26 protein-coding genes are annotated in these 25,910 nt (G+C 46.1%); 8 read left to right on the plus strand and 18 right to left on the minus strand.

Annotated features, from left to right (window positions below):
• The first annotated feature begins 103 nt into the window (after positions 1 to 103).
• The 3 genes from ACXAD4_RS18355 (at position 104) to ACXAD4_RS18365 (ending at position 1,832) form a co-directional block, all read left to right on the plus strand.
• Complete coding sequence (locus tag ACXAD4_RS18355; RefSeq protein ID WP_475243257.1) at positions 104 to 913, plus strand: hypothetical protein; 810 nt, start codon at positions 104 to 106, stop codon at positions 911 to 913.
• Positions 914 to 1,051: 138 nt separating this feature from the next.
• Positions 1,052 to 1,519, plus strand: coding sequence for a GNAT family N-acetyltransferase (locus ACXAD4_RS18360; protein ID WP_475243258.1), 468 nt, complete (start codon positions 1,052 to 1,054; stop codon positions 1,517 to 1,519).
• Between the two features lie 109 nt (positions 1,520 to 1,628).
• Positions 1,629 to 1,832, plus strand: coding sequence for a hypothetical protein (locus tag ACXAD4_RS18365; protein ID WP_317522842.1), 204 nt, complete (start codon positions 1,629 to 1,631; stop codon positions 1,830 to 1,832).
• A 21-nt stretch (positions 1,833 to 1,853) separates the two neighbouring features.
• Here ACXAD4_RS18365 and rpiB read toward each other — a convergent pair whose 3' ends face one another.
• The 5 genes from rpiB to ACXAD4_RS18390 all read right to left on the minus strand — a co-directional run bounded on the left by rpiB (position 1,854) and on the right by ACXAD4_RS18390 (position 8,640).
• Positions 1,854 to 2,324, minus strand: a complete 471-nt coding sequence (gene rpiB / locus ACXAD4_RS18370) for a ribose 5-phosphate isomerase B (protein ID WP_475243259.1) — start codon at positions 2,322 to 2,324, stop codon at positions 1,854 to 1,856.
• Between the two features lie 102 nt (positions 2,325 to 2,426).
• Positions 2,427 to 3,935 carry a CoA-acylating methylmalonate-semialdehyde dehydrogenase gene (locus ACXAD4_RS18375; protein WP_475243260.1) on the minus strand — a complete coding sequence of 503 codons (1,509 nt, stop codon included), beginning with the start codon at positions 3,933 to 3,935 and terminating at the stop codon, positions 2,427 to 2,429.
• A 15-nt stretch (positions 3,936 to 3,950) separates the two neighbouring features.
• The gene (gene iolE / locus ACXAD4_RS18380; RefSeq protein ID WP_475243262.1) at positions 3,951 to 4,859 is read right to left on the minus strand and encodes a myo-inosose-2 dehydratase; all 909 of its coding nucleotides are present in this window, start codon (positions 4,857 to 4,859) and stop codon (positions 3,951 to 3,953) included.
• Between the two features lie 11 nt (positions 4,860 to 4,870).
• Complete coding sequence (gene iolD, locus ACXAD4_RS18385) at positions 4,871 to 6,721, minus strand: 3D-(3,5/4)-trihydroxycyclohexane-1,2-dione acylhydrolase (decyclizing) (RefSeq protein WP_475243263.1); 1,851 nt, start codon at positions 6,719 to 6,721, stop codon at positions 4,871 to 4,873.
• A gap of 11 nt (positions 6,722 to 6,732) precedes the next feature.
• Positions 6,733 to 8,640, minus strand: coding sequence for a bifunctional 5-dehydro-2-deoxygluconokinase/5-dehydro-2-deoxyphosphogluconate aldolase (locus ACXAD4_RS18390; RefSeq protein ID WP_475243264.1), 1,908 nt, complete (start codon positions 8,638 to 8,640; stop codon positions 6,733 to 6,735).
• A gap of 628 nt (positions 8,641 to 9,268) precedes the next feature.
• Between ACXAD4_RS18390 and ACXAD4_RS18395 the strand changes: the two genes are divergently transcribed.
• The 3 genes from ACXAD4_RS18395 to ACXAD4_RS18405 all read left to right on the plus strand — a co-directional run bounded on the left by ACXAD4_RS18395 (position 9,269) and on the right by ACXAD4_RS18405 (position 12,940).
• The gene (locus ACXAD4_RS18395) at positions 9,269 to 10,267 is read left to right on the plus strand and encodes a sugar ABC transporter substrate-binding protein (RefSeq protein WP_475243265.1); all 999 of its coding nucleotides are present in this window, start codon (positions 9,269 to 9,271) and stop codon (positions 10,265 to 10,267) included.
• A gap of 90 nt (positions 10,268 to 10,357) precedes the next feature.
• The gene (locus tag ACXAD4_RS18400; RefSeq protein WP_475243266.1) at positions 10,358 to 11,851 is read left to right on the plus strand and encodes a sugar ABC transporter ATP-binding protein; all 1,494 of its coding nucleotides are present in this window, start codon (positions 10,358 to 10,360) and stop codon (positions 11,849 to 11,851) included.
• 72 nt (positions 11,852 to 11,923) lie between these two features.
• On the plus strand, positions 11,924 to 12,940 hold the full coding sequence (locus ACXAD4_RS18405; RefSeq protein WP_107296804.1) for an ABC transporter permease: 1,017 nt from the start codon (positions 11,924 to 11,926) through the stop codon (positions 12,938 to 12,940).
• Positions 12,941 to 13,086: 146 nt separating this feature from the next.
• Here ACXAD4_RS18405 and ACXAD4_RS18410 read toward each other — a convergent pair whose 3' ends face one another.
• Both ACXAD4_RS18410 and ACXAD4_RS18415 read right to left on the minus strand, forming a co-directional pair.
• On the minus strand, positions 13,087 to 13,713 hold the full coding sequence (locus ACXAD4_RS18410) for an HD domain-containing protein (protein WP_475245585.1): 627 nt from the start codon (positions 13,711 to 13,713) through the stop codon (positions 13,087 to 13,089).
• A 169-nt stretch (positions 13,714 to 13,882) separates the two neighbouring features.
• Positions 13,883 to 14,338 (minus strand): GNAT family N-acetyltransferase, encoded by a 456-nt coding sequence (locus ACXAD4_RS18415; protein ID WP_475243267.1) that lies wholly within the window; start codon positions 14,336 to 14,338, stop codon positions 13,883 to 13,885.
• A 41-nt stretch (positions 14,339 to 14,379) separates the two neighbouring features.
• On the opposite strand from ACXAD4_RS18415, the gene ACXAD4_RS18420 reads away from it, so the two are divergent.
• Positions 14,380 to 15,084 carry a tRNA (adenine(22)-N(1))-methyltransferase gene (locus ACXAD4_RS18420; RefSeq protein ID WP_475243268.1) on the plus strand — a complete coding sequence of 235 codons (705 nt, stop codon included), beginning with the start codon at positions 14,380 to 14,382 and terminating at the stop codon, positions 15,082 to 15,084.
• 23 nt (positions 15,085 to 15,107) lie between these two features.
• Here ACXAD4_RS18420 and ACXAD4_RS18425 read toward each other — a convergent pair whose 3' ends face one another.
• The 6 genes from ACXAD4_RS18425 to ACXAD4_RS18450 form a co-directional block, all read right to left on the minus strand.
• On the minus strand, positions 15,108 to 15,566 hold the full coding sequence (locus ACXAD4_RS18425; RefSeq protein WP_475243270.1) for a GNAT family N-acetyltransferase: 459 nt from the start codon (positions 15,564 to 15,566) through the stop codon (positions 15,108 to 15,110).
• 68 nt (positions 15,567 to 15,634) lie between these two features.
• Positions 15,635 to 15,967 (minus strand): nucleotide pyrophosphohydrolase, encoded by a 333-nt coding sequence (locus ACXAD4_RS18430; protein WP_475243271.1) that lies wholly within the window; start codon positions 15,965 to 15,967, stop codon positions 15,635 to 15,637.
• A 99-nt stretch (positions 15,968 to 16,066) separates the two neighbouring features.
• On the minus strand, positions 16,067 to 16,555 hold the full coding sequence (locus ACXAD4_RS18435; protein ID WP_475243272.1) for a GNAT family N-acetyltransferase: 489 nt from the start codon (positions 16,553 to 16,555) through the stop codon (positions 16,067 to 16,069).
• Positions 16,556 to 16,569: 14 nt separating this feature from the next.
• Positions 16,570 to 17,295, minus strand: coding sequence for a PhzF family phenazine biosynthesis protein (locus ACXAD4_RS18440; protein WP_475243273.1), 726 nt, complete (start codon positions 17,293 to 17,295; stop codon positions 16,570 to 16,572).
• A 131-nt stretch (positions 17,296 to 17,426) separates the two neighbouring features.
• Complete coding sequence (locus ACXAD4_RS18445) at positions 17,427 to 17,840, minus strand: NUDIX hydrolase (RefSeq protein WP_475243274.1); 414 nt, start codon at positions 17,838 to 17,840, stop codon at positions 17,427 to 17,429.
• A 57-nt stretch (positions 17,841 to 17,897) separates the two neighbouring features.
• Entirely contained in the window at positions 17,898 to 18,413 is a 516-nt protein-coding gene (locus ACXAD4_RS18450) for a DUF6933 domain-containing protein (RefSeq protein WP_475243276.1), read from the minus strand.
• A 275-nt stretch (positions 18,414 to 18,688) separates the two neighbouring features.
• On the opposite strand from ACXAD4_RS18450, the gene ACXAD4_RS18455 reads away from it, so the two are divergent.
• Positions 18,689 to 19,549: a MurR/RpiR family transcriptional regulator gene (locus tag ACXAD4_RS18455; RefSeq protein ID WP_475243277.1), complete on the plus strand. Its 861-nt coding sequence runs from the start codon at positions 18,689 to 18,691 to the stop codon at positions 19,547 to 19,549.
• Between the two features lie 251 nt (positions 19,550 to 19,800).
• Here ACXAD4_RS18455 and iolG read toward each other — a convergent pair whose 3' ends face one another.
• The 5 genes from iolG to ACXAD4_RS18480 all read right to left on the minus strand — a co-directional run bounded on the left by iolG (position 19,801) and on the right by ACXAD4_RS18480 (position 25,908).
• On the minus strand, positions 19,801 to 20,784 hold the full coding sequence (iolG, locus tag ACXAD4_RS18460) for an inositol 2-dehydrogenase (RefSeq protein ID WP_107296820.1): 984 nt from the start codon (positions 20,782 to 20,784) through the stop codon (positions 19,801 to 19,803).
• Between the two features lie 25 nt (positions 20,785 to 20,809).
• Positions 20,810 to 21,634, minus strand: a complete 825-nt coding sequence (gene iolB, locus ACXAD4_RS18465; RefSeq protein ID WP_317522859.1) for a 5-deoxy-glucuronate isomerase — start codon at positions 21,632 to 21,634, stop codon at positions 20,810 to 20,812.
• A gap of 236 nt (positions 21,635 to 21,870) precedes the next feature.
• Positions 21,871 to 23,280, minus strand: a complete 1,410-nt coding sequence (gene lpdA, locus ACXAD4_RS18470) for a dihydrolipoyl dehydrogenase (protein WP_475243278.1) — start codon at positions 23,278 to 23,280, stop codon at positions 21,871 to 21,873.
• 337 nt (positions 23,281 to 23,617) lie between these two features.
• Positions 23,618 to 24,538, minus strand: a complete 921-nt coding sequence (locus tag ACXAD4_RS18475; protein WP_475245586.1) for a cache domain-containing protein — start codon at positions 24,536 to 24,538, stop codon at positions 23,618 to 23,620.
• Between the two features lie 29 nt (positions 24,539 to 24,567).
• Positions 24,568 to 25,908 (minus strand): TRAP transporter large permease, encoded by a 1,341-nt coding sequence (locus ACXAD4_RS18480; protein WP_475243279.1) that lies wholly within the window; start codon positions 25,906 to 25,908, stop codon positions 24,568 to 24,570.
• Positions 25,909 to 25,910 lie beyond the last annotated feature (2 nt).

Raw genomic sequence — 25,910 nt, forward strand, 5'->3', positions numbered from 1 at the left:
ACTGTATAAATACACCATCTTTGAGACCCAAGAGAGCATCTACCTTGGGAAGCTAACAAACCAAGCCTACAACTGTGGTAGGTCATCAAGATGGTGAATTGAAATGAAAAAACTCTCTGCTGTTCTTGCCGTTGCATTGCTAGCTGGTTGTAACTCATCAAGTAACTCTACTGATGACAAAACAATGCCACCAACTAGCCACTTACCTGAAATTGAAGTGCCAAGCAAACCCCAGCCACAGTTGCCGCCTTCACATTTGCCAGACGGTGATATATCTCCTGATCGCCCAATGCCAGATAACTGGTATCAGGAAGTCTCCGATCGCTTTGGCATGACGGTTGCTGCTTTACACAAAGCCTGTAGTTTTGAAGGTGAACATCCGCAGTATGAAGTATTTACTGGATGCGATTGGCAAAATGACACCCTGACAATCACCTACTACGCAGCGAAAAACACCGCGGATGGTGAACCAGGCGATAGCAGCACCGACTTTGAGCATAACTTCACTTGGGTTGTGAATGATAACAATATCGCTGCTGGCAAAATTTGGCCACAGGCTAACCACGTTGCAACGGGGCTAGACGGAAAAGAGCTTCATATCGAATATGGTAATGTCTCGTATGGCTTGAACATGTGTAATGAAGACAGCTGTGTCGAAGACAGTGATTTTGATACCATCAAACACCCTCTTGCGGTAATTTCAAAAAATAACCACGTCTTCTCTGATGGTTCACCTCTCGATGGCGGTAACTCTGACTTTGTGATGGATTCGTACCGAACTGTTGAGCGTCTATTCTTTGTGGCTCACTTCACGGACAATAGCAATGGCTTTGTCTACCAAAGGCCACTGATGATGGATACCGCATACCCAGCCATCATTTATGATGTGCTTGCTCCAGCATTCGGCTACTAATTAATTTCATTGAGAGGGAGTTACTTCCCTCTCTTTTCAACTCCTCAGCCTGTGCAAGTTTCATCAATGTCTATTGCATTCTTTATTAAAAAGTGAAAATCTCTAATATCCATATAAAGGATTAATTTGGTGATTTTCGTGATAACTATCTACCCTCTGGATACTGCTTTAGAAAGTGACATCCTGAACATTCAAGCCGACAATGAACAAGTTGCTTTCTCTGCTTCGCCTCATGTATTTCTTGAAAACATGGTAGATGGCCTACTCCCGTTCGTTATTTTCAAAGACCGAAAAGTCATTGGTTATTTCAAACTCGACACTCTCTTGTCTCAAAAGCAAAACTACTGTCCAGCTAACAGCATTGGGCTCTGCACTCTTCTTATTGATAAAAAAATGCAGGGAAAAGGTGTGGGAACGCAATCTCTTATCAGTACTGTTGAGTATGTCAAAGCACACTTCAAGCAATACGACTATCTCTACCTAACCGTTAATTGCAAAAACCTAGCCGCATACCGCTGTTATCTCAAAGCTGGATTTGAAGATACGGGTCAATTGTATTTGGGCGGACCTGTAGGACCACAACACATAATGCGCGTGTCTTTGTAAAGCTTGATTAGCCTCACTCTTTAATCAATCAAATCTTCATCAAGTGTTTTTAAGTCACTGCTTTTACACTATGTTTAAAGAGTGATTAAGAAGGAAGGAGTAAATTAGGATGCCATTGCAAGCTTGTCCACTTTGCGAAAAAGAAATTTCCAAACGTGCAAATACATGCCCCAATTGCGGTGAGCCTGACCCGTTTCGTTACTACAGCCGAAAAAGCTGGATAGAGCGCATCGTATGGACCATCGTCATTGCCGTTATTGTTATCTACAGTTGGGTAGAGTTACTGCCAATGGCCATAGAAGCGCTTCGATAACGTCAAGCCCAAGAGCCAATATCAAGAATAGCTCTCTTCCTTATTGTGCTGCTTCTCTTCTATCTCGCTGATAAGGTTAAGCCTGTATCGGCGAGTTTCTGTGCCATCAAACTTAGCTTCTAACCAAGTGGTCACCAACTGCTTGGCAATGGTTTTCTCAGTGGTCAATGCACCAAGCGTCAACACGTTGGTATCATTATGTTCTTTTGATTGTTTTACCGTGTAGAGATTTGCCCCCATTACAGCACGAACACCGTTAAATTTATTGGCACAAATAGACATACCTACCCCAGTACCACAAATCAAAATACCTAATTCGACTTCACCTTGATTGATTAGCCCCGCAACAGCGGTGGCATAGATGGCTGAATGGGTGCGGGCGGCGTCATTTGTTCCTACATTAACTACCTTGTGGCCAAGCTTTTCGAGTTCGACTATCAAATAACGTTTAAGCTCGACACCCGTATGGTCATTACCTATTGCTATTTTCATATTAAGTCAGTCCTTTGATTATTATTTACTTGGGCGAATATACAAAAGAGCCAGACTCACTAAGTGCAAGTCTGACTCTATTTTATTCAAATAAAAGAACCATTACATTGTCGGCATCACAAAACTGCTGCTGTGTTGTTCAAGACGTACACTTGTAGGCCAACGACTTGTCACTGTCTTCATTCGGGTGTAGAAACGAACACCGTCGTTGCCATGAACATTCAACGGACCAAACACTGAACGCTTCCAGCCTCCGAAGCTATGGAAAGCCATCGGCACAGGAATTGGCACATTCACACCCACCATACCAGCCAGTACATCTTCACTGAACTGGCGAGCCGTTTCGCCATCACGAGTAAAGATTGCGGTACCGTTACCGTACTCGTGGCGATTGATTAGCTCTAGGCCAGTTTGGTAGTCAGGCACACGAACGACGGCTAGTACCGGGCCAAAAATTTCTTCTTGGTAGATAGTCATCTCTGGCGACACATTATCAAACAGAGTTGGGCCAACGAAGAAGCCATTTTCATGCCCTTCGATACGGATATCACGGCCATCGACTACCAACGCAGCACCCTGCTCAACGCCCGATGTGATGTAATCGCAGATCTTGTTTTTATGCTGTGAGGAAATCACAGGTCCCATATCATTTTCTGGGCCTTCCACCACACCCGGACCAACCTTCATCACATCGATTTGTGACTTCAGTTTACCAATAAGCTCGTTAGCCGTTTCATCACCTACAGCCACAACCACTGACAACGCCATACAACGTTCGCCTGCCGCGCCATAAGCTGCGCCCATGATTGCGTTTGTTGCCATGTCCAAATCGGCATCCGGCATCAGGATACAGTGGTTCTTCGCCCCACCAAGAGCCTGGCAACGCTTGCCATGCGCAGAGGCTGTTGAGTAAATGTATTCGGCGATCGGTGTTGAGCCAACAAAGCTAACAGCTTGAACACGAGAGTCCGTCAGCAATACATCCACCGCTTCTTTGTCACCGTTTACTACATTGAAGACACCATCTGGTAAGCCAGCTTCTTTTAACAGTTCAGCCAATACCAAGCCAAGTGATGGATCTTTCTCTGAAGGCTTCAAGACAAACGTATTACCGGTTGCTAGGGCAATTGGGAACATCCACATCGGCACCATCGCAGGGAAGTTGAACGGCGTAATACCGGCACATACCCCAAGCGGTTGCATGAGTGAATGGCTATCAACGCCCGTTCCCACATTTGCTGAGTGCTCGCCTTTTTGCAGGTGCGGAATACCACAGGCAAACTCAACCACTTCAAGGCCGCGCGTAACTTCACCCACTGCGTCTGAATACACTTTGCCGTGCTCGTTTGAAATCAGGCGAGCCAGCTTGTCCATGTTCTGCTCAAGCAATGCTTTGAATTTGAACATGACACGGGCACGCTTCAATGGTGACGTTTTCGCCCATGCCGGGAACGCTTTATCTGCCGCTGCAATCGCTTCAGCCGTTTCTGCCGCCGAGCTCAGTACTACCTGACGCGTCTGCTCACCGGTTGCTGGGTTGAATACCGGTGCAAAGCGCTGGCTGTGGCTTTCGCTGATTTGACCCTGAATGAAGTTTTGAACTGTTTCCATGTTTTGCTCCTGTAATTACTCTTGGCCTTCGCCATTTAATAGCCCGGCCTCGCGAGCAAGTTTTTGTAAATTGTTAAACCCTAGGGTGGCATAGGTCATTGGGTGGGCTATTGCTGGATCCTGCTCTGCCTCAACCACACACCAGCCTTGGTAATTCGCTTTTTTCAGCTGTTCAAACACCGCAGGGTAATTCACACAACCATCACCCGGTACGGTGAACACGCCATCTAATACCGCATCAAGGAAACTGGTTTGACGGTTCTTCACATCAGCCAATACATCAGCACGAACATCTTTGGTATGGACGTGGTTAATTCGGTGTGCCCAACGCGTTGCAACCTGTACCGGATCCGCGCCAGCAAATGTCAGGTGACCAGTATCAAGCAGCAGCCCGACGTCTTCACTGGTGAACTCCATCAGGTTATCGATATCTTCAGCAGTTTCGATAACAGTCCCCATGTGATGGTGATAGGCCACTTCAACACCTTGGCTTTTGGTGTACTTGGCAAATTCGCTCAGCTTCTTGCCGTACTCTTGCCATTTGCTAGCAGGGAAATGAGGGCGCAAGCGAACCGGTGTATCTTGCTGGCCATGGATGCAATCGGTCACTTCAGCAAAAACCATTACCTTTGCGCCAAGTTCACGCAGTAATGTCAGGTGAGGCTGGACCGCTTCGATTTCTTCTTCTACCGAGCGAGTCAGCAATTCACCGGAATACCAGCCTGACACCAATTTCAGATCATGATTGGCTAGAATTGGCCCAAGCACACTCGCTTCACGTGGAAACTTATTGCCAAGCTCAAAGCCGGCAAATCCAGCTTGGCGACCTTCGGTCAAACATGTTTCTAGCGGGGTTTCAGCACCCAGAGACGGCAAGTCATCGTTGGTCCAAGTCAGAGGGTTGATACCTAGTTGAACAGTCATGCTAATTCTCCTTAAATAACTTGCTGTTGTTTGGCGACTTCATACCGTGCTCTGGCAGCACGTACTTGTTCTCGCTCAGACACTTCAGGTACTGCGACTTCCCACCATGAACCGCCCGATTCAGTGGTACTTAGCGGGTCGGTATCCAAGGTAATGACATACGTCGATGTCGCTTGCTTGGCTCGCACCAGGGCTTGCTCTAGCTCAGCTATGTTGGCCACTTTCTCGGCCTGTGCCCCTAATGAGCGGGCATGTGCAGCAAAATCAGTCTTCGGCGCTCCCTCATCAATGGTGTTGCAGTCTTTGAGCAAGTTATTGAAACCTGCCCCACCGCAAGCGTGTTGAAGGCGGTTGATACAACCGAATCCACGGTTATCCAGTACGACTAGCACCAACTTGTGTCCTAGCATTACCGAAGTCGCTATCTCGGAGTTCAACATCAGGTATGAACCGTCACCGATCATGACGAAAACTTCAGACTCCGGCTTGGCCATCTTGACGCCAAGGCCACCGGCAATCTCATAGCCCATGCAAGAAAAGCCATATTCGAGGTGATAGCCTTTGTCGTAGCGGGTACGCCATAACTTGTGCAGCTCGCCCGGAAGGCCACCAGCCGCACAAACCACAATATCCTTTTCATCTGCGGCACGGTTAACTGCACCAATCACTTCTGCATCGGTCGGCAGCTCTGTGCCACGGTCAGTCATAGCGATTGACACCGTTTCATTCCACTCAAGGCGAAGCGACTCAGCCTTCTGTTTCCAATCTGCACTCACTGGCCAATCCACTAACAGTTCTGTCAGTTTTGGCAGTGTTGCCTTGGCATCGGCAACCAATGGCATGCCGTAATGCTTGGTCGCATCAAAACCATTGACGTTAAGCGAGACTATCTTGGCATCTGGCTTAAAAAGCGCTCTTGAACTGGAGGTAAAGTCTTGCAAGCGGCTACCAACAGCGATGATTACGTCTGCCTCTGCTGCCATCTTGTTGACTGCTGCCGAGCCCGTCACACCAATAGAACCTAGGTTAGAGGTATGATCCCAAGGTAGCGCCCCTTTACCAGCTTGAGTTTCACCAACAGGTAGCTGGTAGGTTTCAACAAACTCGCGGAATTGCTCCAGAGCGCCTGAGTAATGAATACCGCCGCCAGCAATCACCAAAGGCTGTTTGGCTTGCTTAATGAGTTCAACCACTTCAGTCAGTTCGTGCTCATCTGCGCCTGGACGGCGTATACGGTGCACCTTTTCGTTAAAGAAATGCAGCGGATAGTCAAACGCCATGGTCTGCACATCTTGCGGTATGGCTATGGTTGCAGGGCCACACTCAACGGGGTCCGTTAACACACGCATCGCTTGCGGCAAACTGTTCAGCAGCTGCTCTGGGCGAGTAATGCGGTCAAAGAAACGACTGACAGGTTTGAAACAATCATTCGGTGTAATAGTTGCGTCACTCCAGTCTTCTACTTGCTGCAGTACTGGATCCGGTTCACGGGTCGCAAAGGTATCTCCAGGTAAAAGCAGAACAGGTAAGCGGTTCACATGAGCCAGCGCCGCAGCTGTCACCATATTCAATGCGCCAGGCCCAACCGATGTTGTCGCTGCCATCATACGCTGACGATTATTTGCCTTGGCAAAGGCAATGGCACTGTGCGCCATTGCTTGCTCATTATGAGCGCGGTAAGTCGGCAAGGTTTCGTTGGCGTGATAGAGCGCTTCACCTAAACCGGCTACATTGCCATGGCCAAAGATGGCAAAGACCCCAGCAAACATAGGCTGAATGTCGCCATCAATATCTACTTTTTGCGCTTGCAGGTATTTCACTAGTGCCTGAGCCATTGTCAGGCGTACAGTATTAACACTCATGATTGATTCCTTTAGCCACGCTGGCGCCACAGAGTAATTAGGTTGTGATAGTTCTGTTTGATTTGTGCAATCAAACCAGCATCGTCAATCTCATTGGCAAGCCATAGACGCGATGGCTGTCCGAAGATAGTTCTCCCCACCGCAAAGCCCTTCACTACATCAGTACTTGCCGCCGAATTAAATCCAGCTTTCAGCTCTTCTTCTGGTGCATCCAAGCCCAGCAGTACAACACCTCGGCAGTGCTTATCACGCGATTGAATGAGCTCATTGACAACGTGCCAAGAATCAGCATCCATCGGCGGTAGTTTCCACCAATCAGGTTTCACCCCTAGGTTGTAGAAACGTTGCATGGCACGCAGATATAGCGCATCAGTGCGTTCCATATCCGCAGGCAAAATCACTTCCAGCAATAATTCATGCCCTGTTTTACAGCAAGCTTCATACACTTCTCGCACTTGCTTCTCTTGCTCAAGGCGTAATTCGTGATGATCATCTGGGTGGAAGAACACAAGGCACTTCACAACATGCTCAAGCGGCCAATCAATCAACTGAGAACCGATATTGCCGTGTTCTAACTCCAGCGGACGCGAAGCTGGCAGCTCTACCGGTCGGCCAATCCACCAACCTTCGCCAGTAATGTCATTCAGAACATCTTGTCCGAATGTGCTATCGCAGAGTAAACCGGCTTTACCCGACAAACCGGCTTCTTCAGCAACTTCACGGCTCGCCTGAAGGATAAGCTTCTTCAGTGGTTTGATACGGCTTATATCCGTATTGGCTTCACGAGCCATATCGACAAACTGGATACGGTGATCAAACGCAAGGACACAGAGCTCTTCCCACTCTTTATCACGGGTCGTGACGCGGTGGAGGTGATTAAGCGTTTCATCTAAATCTGGGCGAGGAACGTCATTGGCACGGGCTAAATAATTGTCTAGCTCTTCTTTAGATGGCATGGCAGGTGCACAACCATGGCGAGAAACGACCAAGGCACCACATGCGTTGGCATAAGCACAGGCTTTTTCCCAACCTTCATTATTTAGGTAGCCACGCAGCAAACCAGACATAAAAGCATCGCCTGCCCCAAGTACATTCAGTACATCAACGCGAACGCCTTCAACGGTAATACCTTCGTCGAGATCATTTGGGATCTCATCAGAAAATACTGAGCAACCTAGCGGACCGCGCTTACACACTAATTCAGCATTACTCACTTCACGAACGGCCTTCAGTGCTTCAACAGTATCTGTCGAGCCACCAGCGATGTGGAACTCTTCTTCGGTACCGACAATCAAGTCGAACAGCCCGAGAACTTCCTGCAATTGCTCAGTTACCTGACCTGATTCAATAAAGCGTGTTTCGCCATCGCCAAGTGTGGTTAAGCCCCAAAGTACAGGACGGTAATCAATATCAATGGCAGTTTTCACACCGTGCTTGCGGGCATAGCGTAAGGCTGTTAAAACCGCTTCACGAGTGTTGGGATGAGAAAGATGGGTACCTGTAATTGCTAGACATCGCGCCGAAGCAATGTATTGCTCATCAATGTCATCGGCAGTAATCGCCATATCAGCGCAGTTATCACGGTAGAAAATCAGAGGAAAAGTATCTTCATCCTTAATTCCGAGGATGACTAGGGCGGTCAGGCGTTCTTTGTCTGTAATCAAATTACTGGTATCAACACCCACACGTTGTAGCTCTTCGCGCAGAAAGCGCCCCATGTGTTCATCACCGACCCTTGCCAGCATGGAAGACTTCAAACCTTGCCTTGCTGTGCCATAAGCTACGTTGCCTGATGACCCACCAAGATACTTAGAGAAAGTGCCCATATCTTCTAGGCGAGCCCCAATTTGCTGGCCATATAGGTCAACAGCAACTCGCCCCAAACAAATAAGATCTAATTTCTTATTGCTGGTATTCATCCTTTTCACTCCTTCCTTTAACTACCGAGTAGTTAAGAACCGTTCAGATATTGATTAAACTGATTCCGACAATATTTGCTGAGAACACCTATCCCAACCCTCATTGTTTCGATACTCATATCATACGAAATATTCATTTCACTTTAAATGAAAAATGAAATGAAAAATATATTTTGTGATCAAGGTAAAATTTCCTTACCACTCAGAATCTCGCCCTCAACAGAAAAGAAATGGAAAATATTTTTCAAACATTTGCAACATACCGACAACAAGGTGTCGTTTGCATGTTATTTTGTATAATTTCAATAACTTATACTTTTTACAGCACAAGCACTCAAATTTTAACCTTAAAAATCATTAATTTAGAGGATGAGATAGCTATTAGGCATTGATTCCAGTGAGACATGGTTAACAATTTTGTCATTTACACTCAATCAGTGGTGGTTATTAATTGAGCTCAGGCATATAGTTGTTTACATAAAAATAATAAATTTATTTCAATCAACGTGAACACGCTTTCTGGAGAGATATTTCACTCTAGAAAGTGGCAAGCATCTATTTACCGTATTTTTGAAATGTACATTTCACCCAAGAAAACGGTTAGATGCATCATAATAAGGAGGCAACAATGCCGTCACTGATACATGGAATTACTTCTCTAATTACTAACTCTATTTCAACGACAAAGTCCCTAGCTAAAGGGATCCTACGTAAGATCGCGATCGTCGGCGCTGTGTTTGTTCTGGCAGCCTGCGGTGGTGAGGATGGTGAAGATAAAATTAAGATTGGCGTTGCCATTCCTAACTTCGACGACACCTTCCTGGTCAATATGAAAGACTCCATGGATAAATACGCCAAGGAGATGGGCAACGTAGATTTGATTTTCGTTGATGCAAAAGAAGATACAGTGAAACAGTTGGGCCAAATCCAAAACTTCATTGTTCAGCAAGTTGACGGCATCATCCTCGTACCGGTAAACACCGATGCGACCCAGCCAATGACAGACAGCATCCAGAAAGCAGGCATCGAACTGGTTTACCTAAACCGTCGCCCTTCTTACTTGCCAGAAGGTGTGTCTTATGTTGGTTCTGACGAGCTTCGTTTCGGTGAAGAACAGGCTAAATACGCAGCATCTAAAGTAGAAGGCGGTAACATCGGTATCATCATGGGTATGATGACAGTAGAAGCCGCTATCCTACGTACCCAAGGTGTAGAAGACTTCTTCAAAGACAAGCCTGAATTTAACATCACCCGTAAGCAAACGGGCCTTTGGCAGCGTTCACAGGGTATGATCGTAATGGAAAACTGGATCAACTCTGGTGAGCAGATCGACATTATCCTATCTAACAATGACGACATGGCTTTGGGTGCTATCCAGGCGCTACGTGCTGCGGGTAAACTTGATGACACTATCGTTGTCGGTGTCGATGCAACGCCAGACGGCATCATGGCAATTCAGGATGGTGCATTGGATGCAACCGTATTCCAAGACGGTGTTGGCCAAGCCCGCGGCGCACTTGACGCAGCAATGAATGCCATCAACAAAAAGCCACAAGAAAAAATCACTTGGATCCCTGCTGAACTTGTTACCAAAGACAACCTAGCTGAATTCCAAGCTAAAAGTTAATCCACCACCCTCTCTATAAATAACTTATCCGGCCCTGCAACAGGCTAGCCAAGCGCTAGAGACGTAGGGCCAATTTTGGAGCAATTCTGTATGAGCCAAGTAATACTTGAGATGCGTGGTATTACCAAAACCTTTCCTGGTGTAAAGGCACTTGATAACGTGCAACTTACCCTGAAGAAAGGCCGTGTAATGGCACTCATGGGCGAAAATGGTGCAGGGAAATCTACCTTGATGAAAGTGCTGTTTGGCACTTACCAGCGTGATGCTGGCACCATTCGCTACCTAGGGGAACTCGTAGATTTCTCTGGCGCTAAAGAATCTTTAGAGAGCGGGATTTCAATGATTCACCAAGAACTCTCTCCCGTTCTACACCGAAATATTGCCGAAAATATCTGGCTGGGACGCGAACCATTAAAAGGGCCACTTAAGCTCATCGACCATAAGAAGATGTTCGCTGATACCGAAGCCCTACTACAGCGTCTGGACTTAGAGCTTGACCCACGAACACTGATGAGTGAGTTGACCGTGGCAACCATGCAGATGGTAGAAATCGCCAAGGCCATTTCCTTCGATTCAAAAATCATCATCATGGACGAGCCAACTTCAGCTCTGACCGATAAGGAAGTCGCCCACCTGTTTGAGATTATCGAAAAGCTCAAATCCCAAGGTGTGGCAATGGTGTACATCAGCCATAAAATGGATGAGATTTTCAAGATCTGTGATGACATCACAGTTTTCCGTGACGGTTGCTATATCGGCGAGCGGGAAGCCCGGGACACCAATCATGATGAACTGGTTCAAATGATGGTTGGCCGTGATCTAGGTGATGTGTTCCCACCTCCTACCGCCAAGCCTGGTAGAACGCGTCTCGAAGTGAAAAACCTCTCCGTTGATGGCTGCTTCCGTGATGTGAATTTCAAACTCCATGAAGGAGAGATCCTCGGGATTGCTGGGCTGGTCGGTGCAGGTCGTACTGAACTTATCGAAACACTGTTTGGTGTACGCGAAAAGGAAACCGGTGAGATATGGATCAACGGTGATCAAGTCGAGATCAAAGCTCCTCAGGACGCCATCAGCCATAAAATGGCTTTCTTGACCGAAGACCGCCGCCATTCAGGTCTTTACCTGATGCTCGATATCTTCGCCAACACCTCTATCGCCCACCTCGACGCCTACAAGAGCCGCGTTGCCAATGTCCTTGATGTCCGCCAAATGCGTAGCGACAGTGAGGATCACTGTAAAAAGCTAAAAGTCAAAACCCCACATATGAACGAGGCTATCGATAACCTCAGTGGTGGTAACCAGCAGAAAGTACTGCTAGCCCGCTGGATGTTAACCAAGCCTGACATCCTGTTCCTCGACGAACCAACCCGGGGTATCGATGTGGGCGCGAAATCCGAAATCTACAAACTGATGCGTCTTTTAACCGGTATGGGCAAGAGCTTGGTCATGATCTCGTCTGAACTACCTGAAGTTATCGGCATGAGTGACCGTGTGTTGGTCATGCATGAAGGGAAACTCAAAGGCGAGCTCGACGGTACCGAAGCAACCCAGGAAAAAATCATGTCAATGGCGTTGGCATAACGACCAGCCCAGAAAAATATATTCACCGCTGTTGTTACAGGGTGACGCAATAATTAATCAAGGAAAGTCATTATGATTGCGAAGTTAATAGAAGCAACGTCTGGTGCGAAATCGCCTCAGAATTATAAACGTTTGATTTCTAAATATGCCATCTACTTTGTTTTCATCGCCATGTGTGTGGTGATGTCGATTCTGTCTCCAGTATTCCTTACTGTAGCCAACCTGCTTAACGTTGTTACCCAAATGGCCAGTATCGGCCTGCTAGCACTAGGGGTAACCATCATCATTATCACCCGGGGTATCGACCTGTCGTCCGGTTCGGTACTCGCGGTCGCCGCTGTGGCCTCAGCTAGTATGGCGCAGACCCTCGACTGGGGTATGCGGATGTACCCTGCTATGCCTGAACTGCCGGTAATCGTGCCTATTCTGGTCGCGTTGGCGGTGGGTGCTCTATGTGGTTTCATCAATGGTGCATTGATTGCCTATACCGGTATCCCTCCGTTTATCGCCACTCTGGGTATGATGATTATCGCTCGTGGTGCAGCCCTACTCTACTCTGACGGTCGTCCAGTCAGTAGCTTGATCGATTCTTACCAGTGGATTGGCCAAGGCACCGTTGCAGGTATTCCGGTTCCAGTCATCATCTTTATTGTTATGGCTATAGTGTCTTATATCCTGCTGAACTATACCCGCTTCGGTAAATACGCCTACGCTATCGGTGGTAACGAAACAGCAGCGTATGTATCGGGCATCAACGTTAAGAAATACAAAATCTTGGTTTACACCTACGCTGGCCTACTAGCCGGTATCGCGGCGCTTATCCTTTCTGCCCGTATCAACTCAGGTCAGCCTGGGCTTGGTGTGATGTACGAGCTTGATGCCATCGCATCGGCAACGGTAGGTGGCGTATCACACGCCGGTGGTATCGGTACGATTCAGGGCACCATCATTGGTACCATGATCATGGGTGTACTGCAGAATGGTCTCGACCTGCTCAACGTCTCAGCATACTGGCAACAAGTTGTGAAAGGCTTGGTCATTGTGGTCGCTGTTGTCTTCGACATGAAGCGTCAGAAAAAGAGCAAGTAACCATTAACTTAAATGAGCCATAAAGAAAAAAACAACTCGAGCCTATAAAGAATTAACTTTACTGTAGGACTTCACGTTGAAGTGCCACGTTTCTCCCCCTAGGGTTACGTGGCTTTTTTTATTTCACGTGTTTTTTATTTCTAGTGCTAGATCTCAGCACCTAACTGCGTTAGGTACTCTTTCATGAAAACAGTACGCTTTTCAGCTTCAACGATTGCAGACTGGGTGTTCATCGTATCTTTTAGCTTAAAGAGCTTGGTGTAGAAGTGATCGATGGTAAATTGCCGATCATTCAGCTCCCTGTTCTGACTAAATGGATCTTCAGCATCATATAAACCGACACCCAAACTTGAACTGACCTGGATACAACGAGCAACGCCAATCGCGCCAAGTGCATCTAACCTATCGGCATCTTGAACGATCTGAGCTTCTAAGGTTTCAGGCTTTATTTTTGCGCTGAAACTGTGCGCCACAATGGCATGATGGATAGCTTCAAAGTACTTCGCTGGGTAATCAATACTGGCCAGAAACTCTAACGCTTTATCTGCAGCAACCTTAGAACTCTTGGCTCTATCCGGATGATTTTTCGGAAAGGAAAAGCAGTCATGTAAGTAAGCGGCAGGGAGCACTACCTCAAGTTTTGCCCCTTCACTAGCACACAATGCTTTGGCCGTTTTAACCACTCTCAGTACATGATTTAAATCATGCGCAAGATCTTGCTGCATTTCAGATTGGATAAACTCAATAAAGTGTTTTTCGATTTTATTATCAATGGTCGTTTCGAATGTATCTGACACTTTTACTCCTTGTTGGCTTTTTCTATCACCTAGTTCAGAAAAGTACCATACACGTAACCAGCCTAACCCTCTACCGAATCGACCGCCTTTTTACACCAATATTCAGCGGCATCCCCCCATCGTTAGCCCCTCTGAAATTAGTCCATTAATTGAATTCAATTTTGGCTGCTATATCACCCCAATCAAAGTACCCATACTCAATAAAACCAAGACTTTGGTAGAAGTTTCTAGCAACTTGATTATCTTCACAGTAACCAATATGGATAGCTTTAGGTGTTTTTGTTCGAATCTCTTCTAACACCCTATTCATCATCATGCGACCAAACCCTTTCCCTTGATAAGCTTGATCCGTCATCACTCGAAAGATGTAGTACTCACCAGGCCTAGGCTCAGTAGCCCAAGTGGCATTTAGCCATTCACTATACATCACGAAGCCCACCACTTTGCCGTCAACGACAGCAGCCCTCGGTTGGTACTCCGGATTTACTGCTGCCTGCGCCATGGAGAGCACATTGTCAGAAACCATCCCTCGCTGGGAAACATCCAATTGAAGATTAATAACGGCTTGCAGGTTATGTTTGGTGACTTTCTCTAACTTCATTGCAAATATCCTACTTCGCTAACGGCGATAAAACCATTACAATGCGCGCGATTTTAGACGTTAATCGGGCATTTCCATTGAAACTCAGTACAAGACTAAAGAATATTGAACAAATGGTCACAGCTGGCTATGACCATGTTTGGGATTGCTGCTGCGACCATGGTTTTATTGGCGCAGCACTACTGTCACGGCAAGCTGCCCCCAAGGTTCATTTTGTTGATATTGTGCCAGACCTCATGATCACAGTAGAAAAGAACCTCCAGCGCTTCTATCCTGAGGATCAATGGGAAGTTCACTGTCAGGATGTCGCTAAACTCCCGCTTAACGAGTATAACGGCAAACATCTGGTGATCATTGCAGGTGTAGGCGGCGATTTAATGTGCACTCTTGTAGAAGCTATCCAGCAGAACCATCAAGGTACTGACTTTGATTTTTTGCTATGTCCGGTAAATAACCCATACACGCTACGTCAAAAACTCAGAGAGCATCATTTTGGTTTAAAGAATGAAGTGCTGATTGAAGATAATCGACGCTTTTATGAAATCATGCATGTTACATCGACGGTTGGAGAAAACGGCCCTATCAACGCCGTCGGCTGTAAAATATGGCAATCTGATTCTGATGAGCAAACCGATTTAATCACACGATATATAGCCAAAACCTTGAGCCACTACCGACGCCTTCAACGAGGCAGCACTGACAATGTTGAGGCAATTATCGAGAGTTATAATGCTTTAATAATTTGATTTTCAAAGTATCTGTGTCGCGTCTATATTCCACGTACCCAGGTACATACTAGATCTGGCAGATTTTCTTCGTTATCACTGTTTCCATCGGTTATGGCAAAGCCATTTGCGCTATAAAAACGTTGAGCGCGTTTGTTGATTTCGAACGTTCTCAGCGTCAATGAGCCATTTGATTGTTCCTTGGCTATATCAAGCAGTTGCTTCCCCATTCCTAGCCCTTGGTACGCAACATTAACGTAAAGCTGATTGACCTCTTCCTCCGAGCAGGCAATAAAGGCAACTGGCTTTGATGTCTCCATTACAGTAACAACCCATAGCCTATGGCTTTGAGCGAGAATATGCTCAAGAAAGTAAGCCTGAGACTCAAAAGAATGAATAGGTGCAATGCCTATGGCTGCAGACATTGCCTCACGCCACAGTAAAGTAACAGGTGTAATATGTTCCGCTGATAAAGGTACGATTTCGTATTTTGAAAAATCCATTTTCTAATCTTACTGTTTCTGATTCGGCTTTTTACGCTAGATGTCTATATTTAAGTATCAAAGCTTGCTTAAAGAGCTTTGACCATGCATTCAGGACTAACAACCTGCGTGAGCAAATGAGTAATATCAGGGTCTTTGATTGGCTCAATTGCATAGATAGGTTTCTCTAAAGCCAAAGCATAACCTATATCCATCGCTACGCTTTTACCAACATAGCCACCATAATTTAGAATATATATAATATCCGCTTTTCTTATACGCTCTAAGCAACCATCGATACCATTTACTTGTTCAGGTTCTGACATAATAGTCTCAATGCCCGCGTTAATCATATCATCTCTAACCTTTCTCATACGGTCGAGATTCTTAAAGCTTCCAGCAATATACACTCGCTTGCTCATCACAATATTTCCCATTTTATTTGAGTAAAACCAACAGAACCTTAATATCGTTGTCGTCACCAACAAGGGGACCGACATTACATAATCTACTATCGAGAGTTATAACGCTTTTGAGGTTTGATTCGGCCTAAACATCTGAAGGTATTCACTTTCAACGACTTGGTAAGTTTCAAAACCAAACTTTTCGTAAAGTGATTTCGCCGCAATATTCTTTGGGTGTACCCCAAGCCGAACATCCAGTGCCAACTGGTCGGTTTTAGAAAGCAGCTCCCGCATCAGCGCTGAAGCAACTCCTCGTCCACGAAAAGTGGGGTTCACTGCTAAGGCTAATTCAGGACAATCTGCATGAAGCTCAGTTAAGCTGGATTTGTAACGTATCTGTACAATACCCATCACTCCACCAGCATTATCTAAAGCGAATAGCCCGAAGTCTCCTACCTGCCCCCAGTCATCAAAGTATTCTTTTATATGCGGTAACTCGAGAACTTGTAAATCGTGGTCAGGCTCGTCGTCAGGAGTCCAAAGAGCGACGAACAATAATCCCTTTTGTAGCTCACTGTCTGATGGCGTCACTTCCCGAAAGCTCATACTTATTTACCGACCTAAGACCGTAATTTAACCTGCGCAGATACAACAATAGAAGAATCAGATGCTGGCTCAATTTCGAAATATCCACCTGATGTTGAAAGTTGACGTGCAGACAGCTTATTTGCACCTAGCTTTCTGAACCAATACGGCGCTAGTGAGCATTGTGCAGAACCCGTAGCTAAGTCTTCAGGTATACCGATCTTCGGCGCAAAGTAGCGCAAGACATAGCTGTCAGGCGAGCTTTTGGCCGTGACTATCACTGCATGAAAGTCTTCAATCTTTCTCATCTGGTCATAGTCAGGCACAAAATTAGCAACTTCAGCTTCCGACTCTAACACCAAAATTACATCTCGGGTTGAGTAAGCATCAACGACAGGAATGTTCAAAGCTAAAATTTCTAAGGTTACAGGCAGAGCATTCCAGCTAGGTAAAACAATTTTGTAGCGATCATTGTCCTTGGTTATCACTACCTGCCCATATAGGCTATTAAGCGTGACCGATTCAGTCCCATATTTTGATATCAATGCCGCACCAGCCCCTAGACTTCCGTGGCCACAAAGGTTGATTTCACCCTCTAGCGAAAACCAACGAATATCAAAGCCAAAATCAGACTCAACAACAAATGAAGTAAATGGCTTCCCAAGCTTTTGAGTTATTGATAGCAACTCAGACTTACTTGGCCACTTTTCTAATTCAACAACTGCACAAGGATTCCCTTGGGCAAAATCGCTGCTGAACACATCGTAAATTTGAGCTTTAATAATTCACCGTCCATTGTCTTACTACAGCGTAGTGCTTTGATTTATTGCAACATTCACTGAGTATCCATCGTATGGATGACATAGGCAAGCTATTGATGCAATGAGAAGTTCTAGACCATTGTTCCAGTAACCAAAGACTTTGACTCAAGCCACTTAAGCACAACCAATGCAGCAACCGAGCAAACCGCTTCATCATTACCATCGATAAATTTAAGCTCTTCAATTTCTGCATCTGGAAGTAACTCACCAGAAAAGTCTGCAAAGTAACAGGTTAACTTTACAGAGACGCCTTCAGCTTTGCCGTCAGCTTGAGCAATAAAAGTTTCCATGTACTTAATACTTTTTGGGTCAAGCTCAACGGATAACTCTTCTTTGATTTCGCGGATAAGCGCTTGTTCATCAGTTTCGTCGGCTTCACGTTTACCTCCAGGTAGATAGAACAGCTCTTTGCCTTTCGATCTTACAACTAAAAGATTGCCATCTTTAATTAACACCCAAGCAAGTTTATCTATGACTTTATTCATTATTATTCCTTAATCTACATTATTACCCGAATGACTAATCGCTTGGCTAAGTGCTTGTTATTTCGCTGAGCCTAGCATTTCATTCAGTACGTCTACTGAGTATTTCCAGCCAAGATTCCGCTGAGGTATTCTGTTTATTTTCATTGTTATTTCATTCAGATCACATACTCCCAACCCACCTTCAAAATGGATAAAATGTTCGAAATTCTCCAACAAGTCTTTCATGTTACCTAACAGCTTTCTACTATCTGTCTTTGTACATTCGATTTGCTCAGGAGCATTATCAAAAGCTTGAAGTACTTCAGCAGATACACCTTCAGATTTAAGGAGGCGCTTAACTCCATCTTGGAATAGTTGTCCAATGTCCTTATGATGTTCTTTACGGAGACCAACCAACACAAACGACATTAACGTTTTCTCTTCCATGAAAAATAGACACTTACGTCTATTAGATGTAAACGTATTTACATACCAGTTTCCAAGGACAAAGCTTTCCTCTTTTATCTCAGACAAATTAGATGATTTTAGTCCTAATACATCTTGAGCTTTCTTCGTACATCTTAGTTGGTACATTCTTTCTAGCCCCTTATTTTAAATCGATTTAGCTAAAGCTATTAAGCTACTCTCAATTACATCATATCGTCGAACTGTAGCGTAAATACGGGCGCTGACCATACATAAGTTCTGCACCGTAACCTCTCGAACGGTGTTTGCTAGTACATTTACGCCAATACGCCTTGGAATGTATATTCTAATTACACATATACATGGCCATTAATGAAAAAAACGTTTCATAGCAAAGCATAAGCCATTACAATAGATAAAGGAGCAATTGAAGGGAGAGAAAAATGTCTGTTGCCAACAACCTTACCGAACTGCAAGATCAAATTCGAACGCGTTATAGCGATCTTAGCAAGCGTTTACAGCAGGTTGGCCGTTATGTGCTAGATAATTCCAACAGTGTTGCTTTCGATACAGTTGCGACTATTGCCAGCCAAGCCGAAGTTCCCCCTTCTACTCTTATCCGCTTTGCTAATGCTTTCGGTTTCAATGGTTTCAATGATATGAAACAACTGTTCCGTCGTAATCTTGTCGAGGAAACCGCGAGCTATACTGAACGGGCCAAACTGTTCAAAGAGCTCGATACCGACCAGAACGCACCGGAAAGCCCGGCGATGATTCTACAAGAATTTGCTCGTGCTAATGCGCAGGCGATGAACCATCTTGCGGCACAAACACCGAGCGACAAACTCGAACAAGCGGTTGAGATCCTCAGTGAGGCGGAAAACATCTACCTGATTGGTTTAAGACGCTCTTTCAGCGTCGCTTCGTACCTTACGTATGCGCTGCGCCACTTAGAGCGCCGAGCCTTTCTTATCGATGGTCTAGGCGGTATGTTCAAAGAGCAGCTCTCGATGATTGGTCCTAAAGATGCGGTACTGTCGATTAGCTTTAGCCCATACGCGCAAGAGACAGTCACCCTTAGCGAAATCGCCTCTCAAGCTGGCGCCAAACAAATTGTTATCACCGACAGCCAGGTAAGCCCACTTGCTACCTTTAGTGACGTTTGTTTTGTGGTCAAAGAAGCACAAGTTGAAGCCTTCCGTTCACAATCTGCTTCTCTGTGCTTGGCGCAAACTTTGGCGGTATCACTAGCTTACCGGCAAGGATCATCAGCCAATGGCTTCGAAGTAAACGTACTTAGTTAGTCCAAAAAATCAGTCTTAGTCTGCAGATTTAAATAAGATTGCCGTCCTACTCTACGATGAGAAGTGACGGCATTTTTGTTTCTGCCTAAAGTAGCATTCAAAGGTGATACCCCAATAGAAAAAGCCCCGCAATTGCGAGGCTTAAAGAGTGATAAAACTTAAGGGGCGATGTCATTGGGGGTAACCGCACCCCACGTCATCACTCAGGAGACTATTACTTTAAGGTATGGATAAACCTTAGACCTGAAAGCTTAAAGCTTGATGGTTTTACCCTGCTTCATCGACTCCAGCGCGGCATCCGCCAGCACTAGCGCGTATTCACCATCGGCACCGCCACACTCTGGCTCTTGACCTTCAAGCACATCTACGAAGTCCTGCCATTCAGCAACATAAGCCGCTTCGTAGCGCTCTAGGAAGAAATGCTGTGGTTTAGCGGCTACGCAGCCCTCTTCGCCCCAGTGCTGAACCAAATTCTCTTTGACGTTGTGCGCTTGTAGAAGACCTTTTGAACCATGAAGTTCAAGGCGCTGATCATATCCGTATCCAGAGCGACGGCTATTGTTGATAGTTGCAATAGCGCCTGATGGGAAGTTCAAGACCAATACCGCAGTATCGATATCGCCAGCTTCGCCGATAGCAGGATCAACCATGCAGCTACCGTGCGCAGTGATCGAGACTGGATCTTCACCCATGATAAAGCGAGCCATATCCAAATCATGGATAGTCATGTCGCGGAACATACCGCCTGATACTTTGGTGTACTCAGCTGGCGGTGGTGACGGATCACGTGAGGTGATCACTAGAGATTCAGGCTGACCAATCACACCAGCATTAAGCTGATTCTTCACTGTTCTGAACTGAGGGTCATAACGGCGGTTAAAGCCCACCATCATTGGCACACCATGCTGGCGTACAGTAGCCAAACAATCGCGTACTCGGCTGATATCCAGATCAATTGGCTTCTCGCAGAAGATCACTTTGCCATGCTGAGCTGCCATTTCGATCAAGTCGGCATGTGTATGGGTTGCAGAGCAAATACATACAGCGTGTACGTTCGGATCAGACATTGCTTCGTCGATCTCTTGTATTTTCGCGCCATATTCTTCAGAAATCTTCTTAGCACCCTCTAAATATGGGTCGATGATTGAATACAATGTCGTCTTGGGATGCTTTGCAATATTTACAGCATGCACTTGGCCAATCCTGCCAGCGCCGAATAACGCAATATTAAACATGTCTCACTCCTTTGCCGGAAACTAATTATTGATGTTTTCTTGCATATTGCTCTTCGTTAATCCATTGGTGGTCATCTTCCCAGGTAAACAACCATTTACGTGTTGGCCCTGCCATTACATTAAGGTAATAGCTGTCGTAACCTGCAATGGTTGCCACTGGGTGATACCCCTTGGGTACTTGTACGACGTCTCTGTCGTAAACCGCCATGCACTCGTCCAACGAACGGTCGTCGGTGTAGACACGCTGCATACAGAACCCTTGAGCTGGATTCAGACGGTGGTAATAAGTTTCTTCTAAATAGGTTTCGCTTGGCTCAGCGTCCTGATCATGCTTGTGGCTTGGGTAAGAGCTGGTACAGCCCTCATCGGTATACACTTCAACCACCAGTAAGCTATCAGCTTCTTTGTAATCAGGCAGAATGTTATGAACAAAACGCTTATTGTTACCTGCTCCACGCTGCTCGGCGTCGATATTGTCTGGTGCAATTAATCGCGTTGGGAAGTTACCCTGGCCTGGCGCAGTACACACCGCCAACTCAAGCTCGGTATTAGCCACCACTTTAATCGCCTCACCTTTTGCGACATACACGGCATAAGGCTTTTTGCGCTCGAACGGGCTCATTCGATCGCCGATATTCTCGAAGGTAGCAGAGGGTGTCGTCACGGTGGCAAAGCCACCTACCAACACCAAACAGACTTCATTATCGCTGGCTGGTAAGTCGATGCTTTGACCGCTTTCAAGTTCAAATGCTTGGAATCCTACATAGCCCCAACCTGCTGATTCCGGAGTAATATTCTGGGTATTACCCTGCTGGTCTGGTGCATGATATTTGGAGAGCAGTTTTGACATGGCGGCCTTCCCGTTTCCTTTGATTAGAAATTATTTTTCAAAATCATAAGAGAATAAAAAAACCTTTTCAAACCAATTACGAAACAAATGGTTCATTTTGTGGGCGAGGTAACACAGCAATAATTTCTTCTTTTTTGATGAAATAATTGGCATAAAAAAATGATCTAGCCCGAAAAAAAATCGAGCCAAGCGATATGGCTTGGCTCGAGTATTTCCCATGGGAATATATAGGGTATTTAACGACGTCTGCTTGGAAGCATATCTGTCATTGAGCCTTCTACCAGTTCGGCCGCAAATGCGAAGGTTTCAGCCAATGTCGGGTGGGCATGAACCGTATGGGCGATATCTTTCGCTGTACCACCAAATTGAAGCACTGCAGCCGCTTCGTGAATAAGCTCTCCGGCATTCTCGCCACATATTCCGGCGCCCAACAAAGTGCCCGACTCTTTATCAAACAGTGCCTTGGTGACGCCATTAGTTGCTCCGACGCTTTGAGCACGCCCGCTAACAAGCCATGGTACTTTTCCAGTTGTGTATTCAATACCTTGGGTCTTGGCTTCTTTCTCTGTCAAACCGACCCAGGCAACTTCCGGGCTCGTGTAAGCTACTGATGGAATCGCAACCGGATGGAATGTAGCATCCATTCCAGAAATCACTTCAGAGGCGACCTTACCTTCATGTGTTGCCTTATGGGCCAACATTGGACCTTTGACAATGTCACCAATCGCGAAGATATGCGGTACCGAGGTCTGCATTCTGTCATTGACTTCAACCAGCCCTTGCTCGTTAATATCAACACCGATATTTTCCAGTCCAATACCTGAGGTATTTGACCTGCGACCAACAGCAACCAATACAGCATCAAAGACCGCACTCTCTGGCGCTTTCTTTCCTTCAAAACCAACAACGATGCCTTCCGGCTGTGCGGTCATATCCGTGACTTTGGTTTTCGTCAGCATTTGATAGGTCTTTTTCGTTGCCTTAAGCAACGGCTGAACAACGTCTTTGTCAGCTGCTGGGATAATCTGATCTTGTGCTTCAACGATAGTAATTTCAGAGCCAAGCGCTGAATAGACCTGCGCCATTTCCAACCCGATGATCCCGCCGCCGATAATCAGCAGTTTTTCTGGGATGAATGGCAAAGACAGTGCATCCGTCGAGTCCCAAACCCTCGTGTCTTCCGGAGCAATAGGCAATTTGACCGAGTGTGATCCAGTCGCGATGATGGCATGTTTGAACTCTACCTGCTGCTCGCAGTCCCCTTTCACTAGCAGCGTATGTTCACCAATGAAATGTCCTTCACCTTGGACGCGAACCACTTTTCTCGCTTTAGATAGATTCGCGATGCCTTTGGTTAGCTCGGTGATCGTCTCTTCTTTATGGGAGCGCAGTGCATCAATATCGATATTGGGCGCGGAGAACGCGATACCCATTTGTGCACCATGCTTAGCATGCTCAACAAGCGATGCCGCATGAAGCAAGGTCTTCGAGGGAATACAGCCCACATTGACACACACACCACCTAATGTATCGCGCTTTTCAACGATACACACCGACAACCCAAGATCTGCAGCCCGAAAAGCTGCTGTATACCCACCGGGTCCACCACCGAGTACAACAACATCTACGTTGATAGATTCCGTCATTACAATTCCTTCTCTGCCTAGTGATTGACTTATGTTATAAGCATCTGGATGAACAGATTTATCCCAGACGAAGTCAAAAATAAATCGCAAAGTTGGAATATCCGATGTTGGTCCACTTAATTGATAAATTTCGCCACCAAATTGTCTAGCAGCTCAATGTTTATGTTTTACAGCAGCAGTGAGCACTACACTAATAAAACGCTTTCTACAGACAAAAAAATGGCCCTTAATGCTCGTAAATAGAGAGATTAAAGGGCCGAATACTAGAGATAGTAAAGGTAGTGCAGGTGGAACACGTTACATGGAATCAGAGTTATTTTGTGTTTAATGTAAATCGTTACCTTTGATAGAAGCCCACCCCGACAAGCTTATTATCAAGAATGCGGTAGAAGGTGTGTTTATTTTCGACTTTACCCGAAGTCGGGTTTAACCAGGGATAGGTTATCTCGCCCCGCCCCGTTTCCTCTGCCAGCTTTAGCATCTCTCCTATCATCGGTTTACCTTGGATACTAAAGACCTTACCGACCAAATGTGGTGTGGCACCATGGGCCAAGAATTCACCGGTGCGTTTATCAAGCACAAACACGTACAAGTCATTTTTCACAAACTGACTATCATGGCGATTGAATGCACCCAGTGCTTGCTGTTCATCGGTAATCAATGCCTTTGTTGCCTCATCTAGAAAACCTTTAGCCTGATAAGCCACAGCTCGCTGCGGATGATAACCTACGGCCACAATGACATCACCAACTCGTTTGAAGAAAGTACGTTTGGGTTCACCGGAACTGTCGACAGGGTTCGTCCAGTGATACTCCACCACCCCGCCCCCTGTCACTCTGGCTTGAGCTATCATGTCTTGGAAGAACAATTTGCCGTACATATCAGCGGTAGATTTCACATTGTCACCCACCAAAACAGCTGATGAACCACCACTGGCAAGAAAAACGCCATCCATATCGAGCGCATATACATACAACTCGTTATCGGTAAATTGAGCCTGCTTGGCAAAATCATCCACAGCCTCGGCGCCGTCCTGCTGGATATGCTCTACCGCCTTATCCAAGAGCGCCATCGCCCTTTGCGCAGCTGGCGTTATGATAGGTGGATTGTCAGTCGTCGTTATGTTCGGCTGATTTGTATCTGATGCCAACACAGCTGGACTTGCCAAACTGCTTAGGACAACAGCTACACCTAAAGCTATACCAGAGGCTGCGCCAAAGCCTATTCCCAAATACGATTTAAACACTCGAATCCCCATTAGTTTTTTCATATTCACCCCATAACTTCTTAATAGCCAACCAGAGAAGGTAACCACAGACTTAGCTGAGGGAAGAAGGCAATGAGGAATACCCCAACAACGGAAGCCATAACGAACGGATGGATCCTAGCTGTGATTTGTTCCACGGTAGAGCCACCAATACCGGATGCGACAAAGATATTTTCCCCCAGTGGCGGCGTAGCAAAACCAATTGAAAGCGTACACACCACAACAATACCTACGTGGGTCGGATCAGCGCCCAGCATATACATAATCGGTAACAGCACAGGCACAATGATCATAATGGCCGCCAGTGTTTCCATGAACATGCCAATAAACAGCAACAACATGATTGTTAACGCCCAAACCATGTACATATTGTCAGTCAGGCTTAGGAGTGAATCAGCCACGACAACTGGGATTTTTTGTTCGATCAGCAACCTGCCGAATACCGTTGCGGCAAACAAAATCAGCAGTACACGACCGGTGATCCAAGTCGTCGTCGACAGCGAATTGATAATATTCTTGAAAGCCAATTCACGGTGAACGAATAACCCGATAAACAGTGAATAGAAAATGGCTACAATCGCCGACTCTGTCGGAGTAAAGAGTCCAGAATAAATCCCACCCAGAATCAGGAAGGGCGCCAACAGAGACCAAACACCGCGTCTAAGTGCGACTCGGATATCCCCTGTGGACCAGTTCTCTGTCAAACCCTTATAACCACGTTTCTTGGCAATCATATAGTTAGTTGTCATCAGGGTTGAGGCCATGATCAAACCTGGGATCACCCCTGCGACAAACAACTTTGGAATAGAAAGTGACGCAAATTGACCATGCTGTGAAATCGCTTCTGGTGGCGGCATCAACCCCATGGCTGATATGCCAAAGATCACCAAAGGAATTGAGGGTGGAATAATAATACCCAGTCCACCAGAAGCAGCCGTTACTGCTGATGCATAGCTGCGTTCATAGTCCCTTTTTACCATTGCAGGAACCATCAGCATCCCAACCGCTGCCGTTGTGGCTGGGCCCGAACCTGAAATAGCACCAAAGAACAGACAAGCGACTACAGTTGCCGCCCCCAAGCCGCCAGTAACGGGCCCGGCGAGGCTTTCGGCAATATCCACCAGACGTTTAGAAATACCCGCCGCTTCCATTAATGCCCCAGCCAGCACAAAAGCAGGCAGTGCCATTAAGGGGAAATTACCCACTGAAGTAAATGCAATTTGCACCAAGGCAATTGGGTTTTTATCCAACACAAGGTAGGCTGCCATCGAGGCCCCAGCCAATGATACGGTGATCGGTGCGCCCAATATCAGCATCACCAAGAAGCCACCAAATAGTATGAGAGTAAGATATCCTTCCATGA

The organism is Photobacterium sp. AWH4_225 (assembly GCF_056158405.1).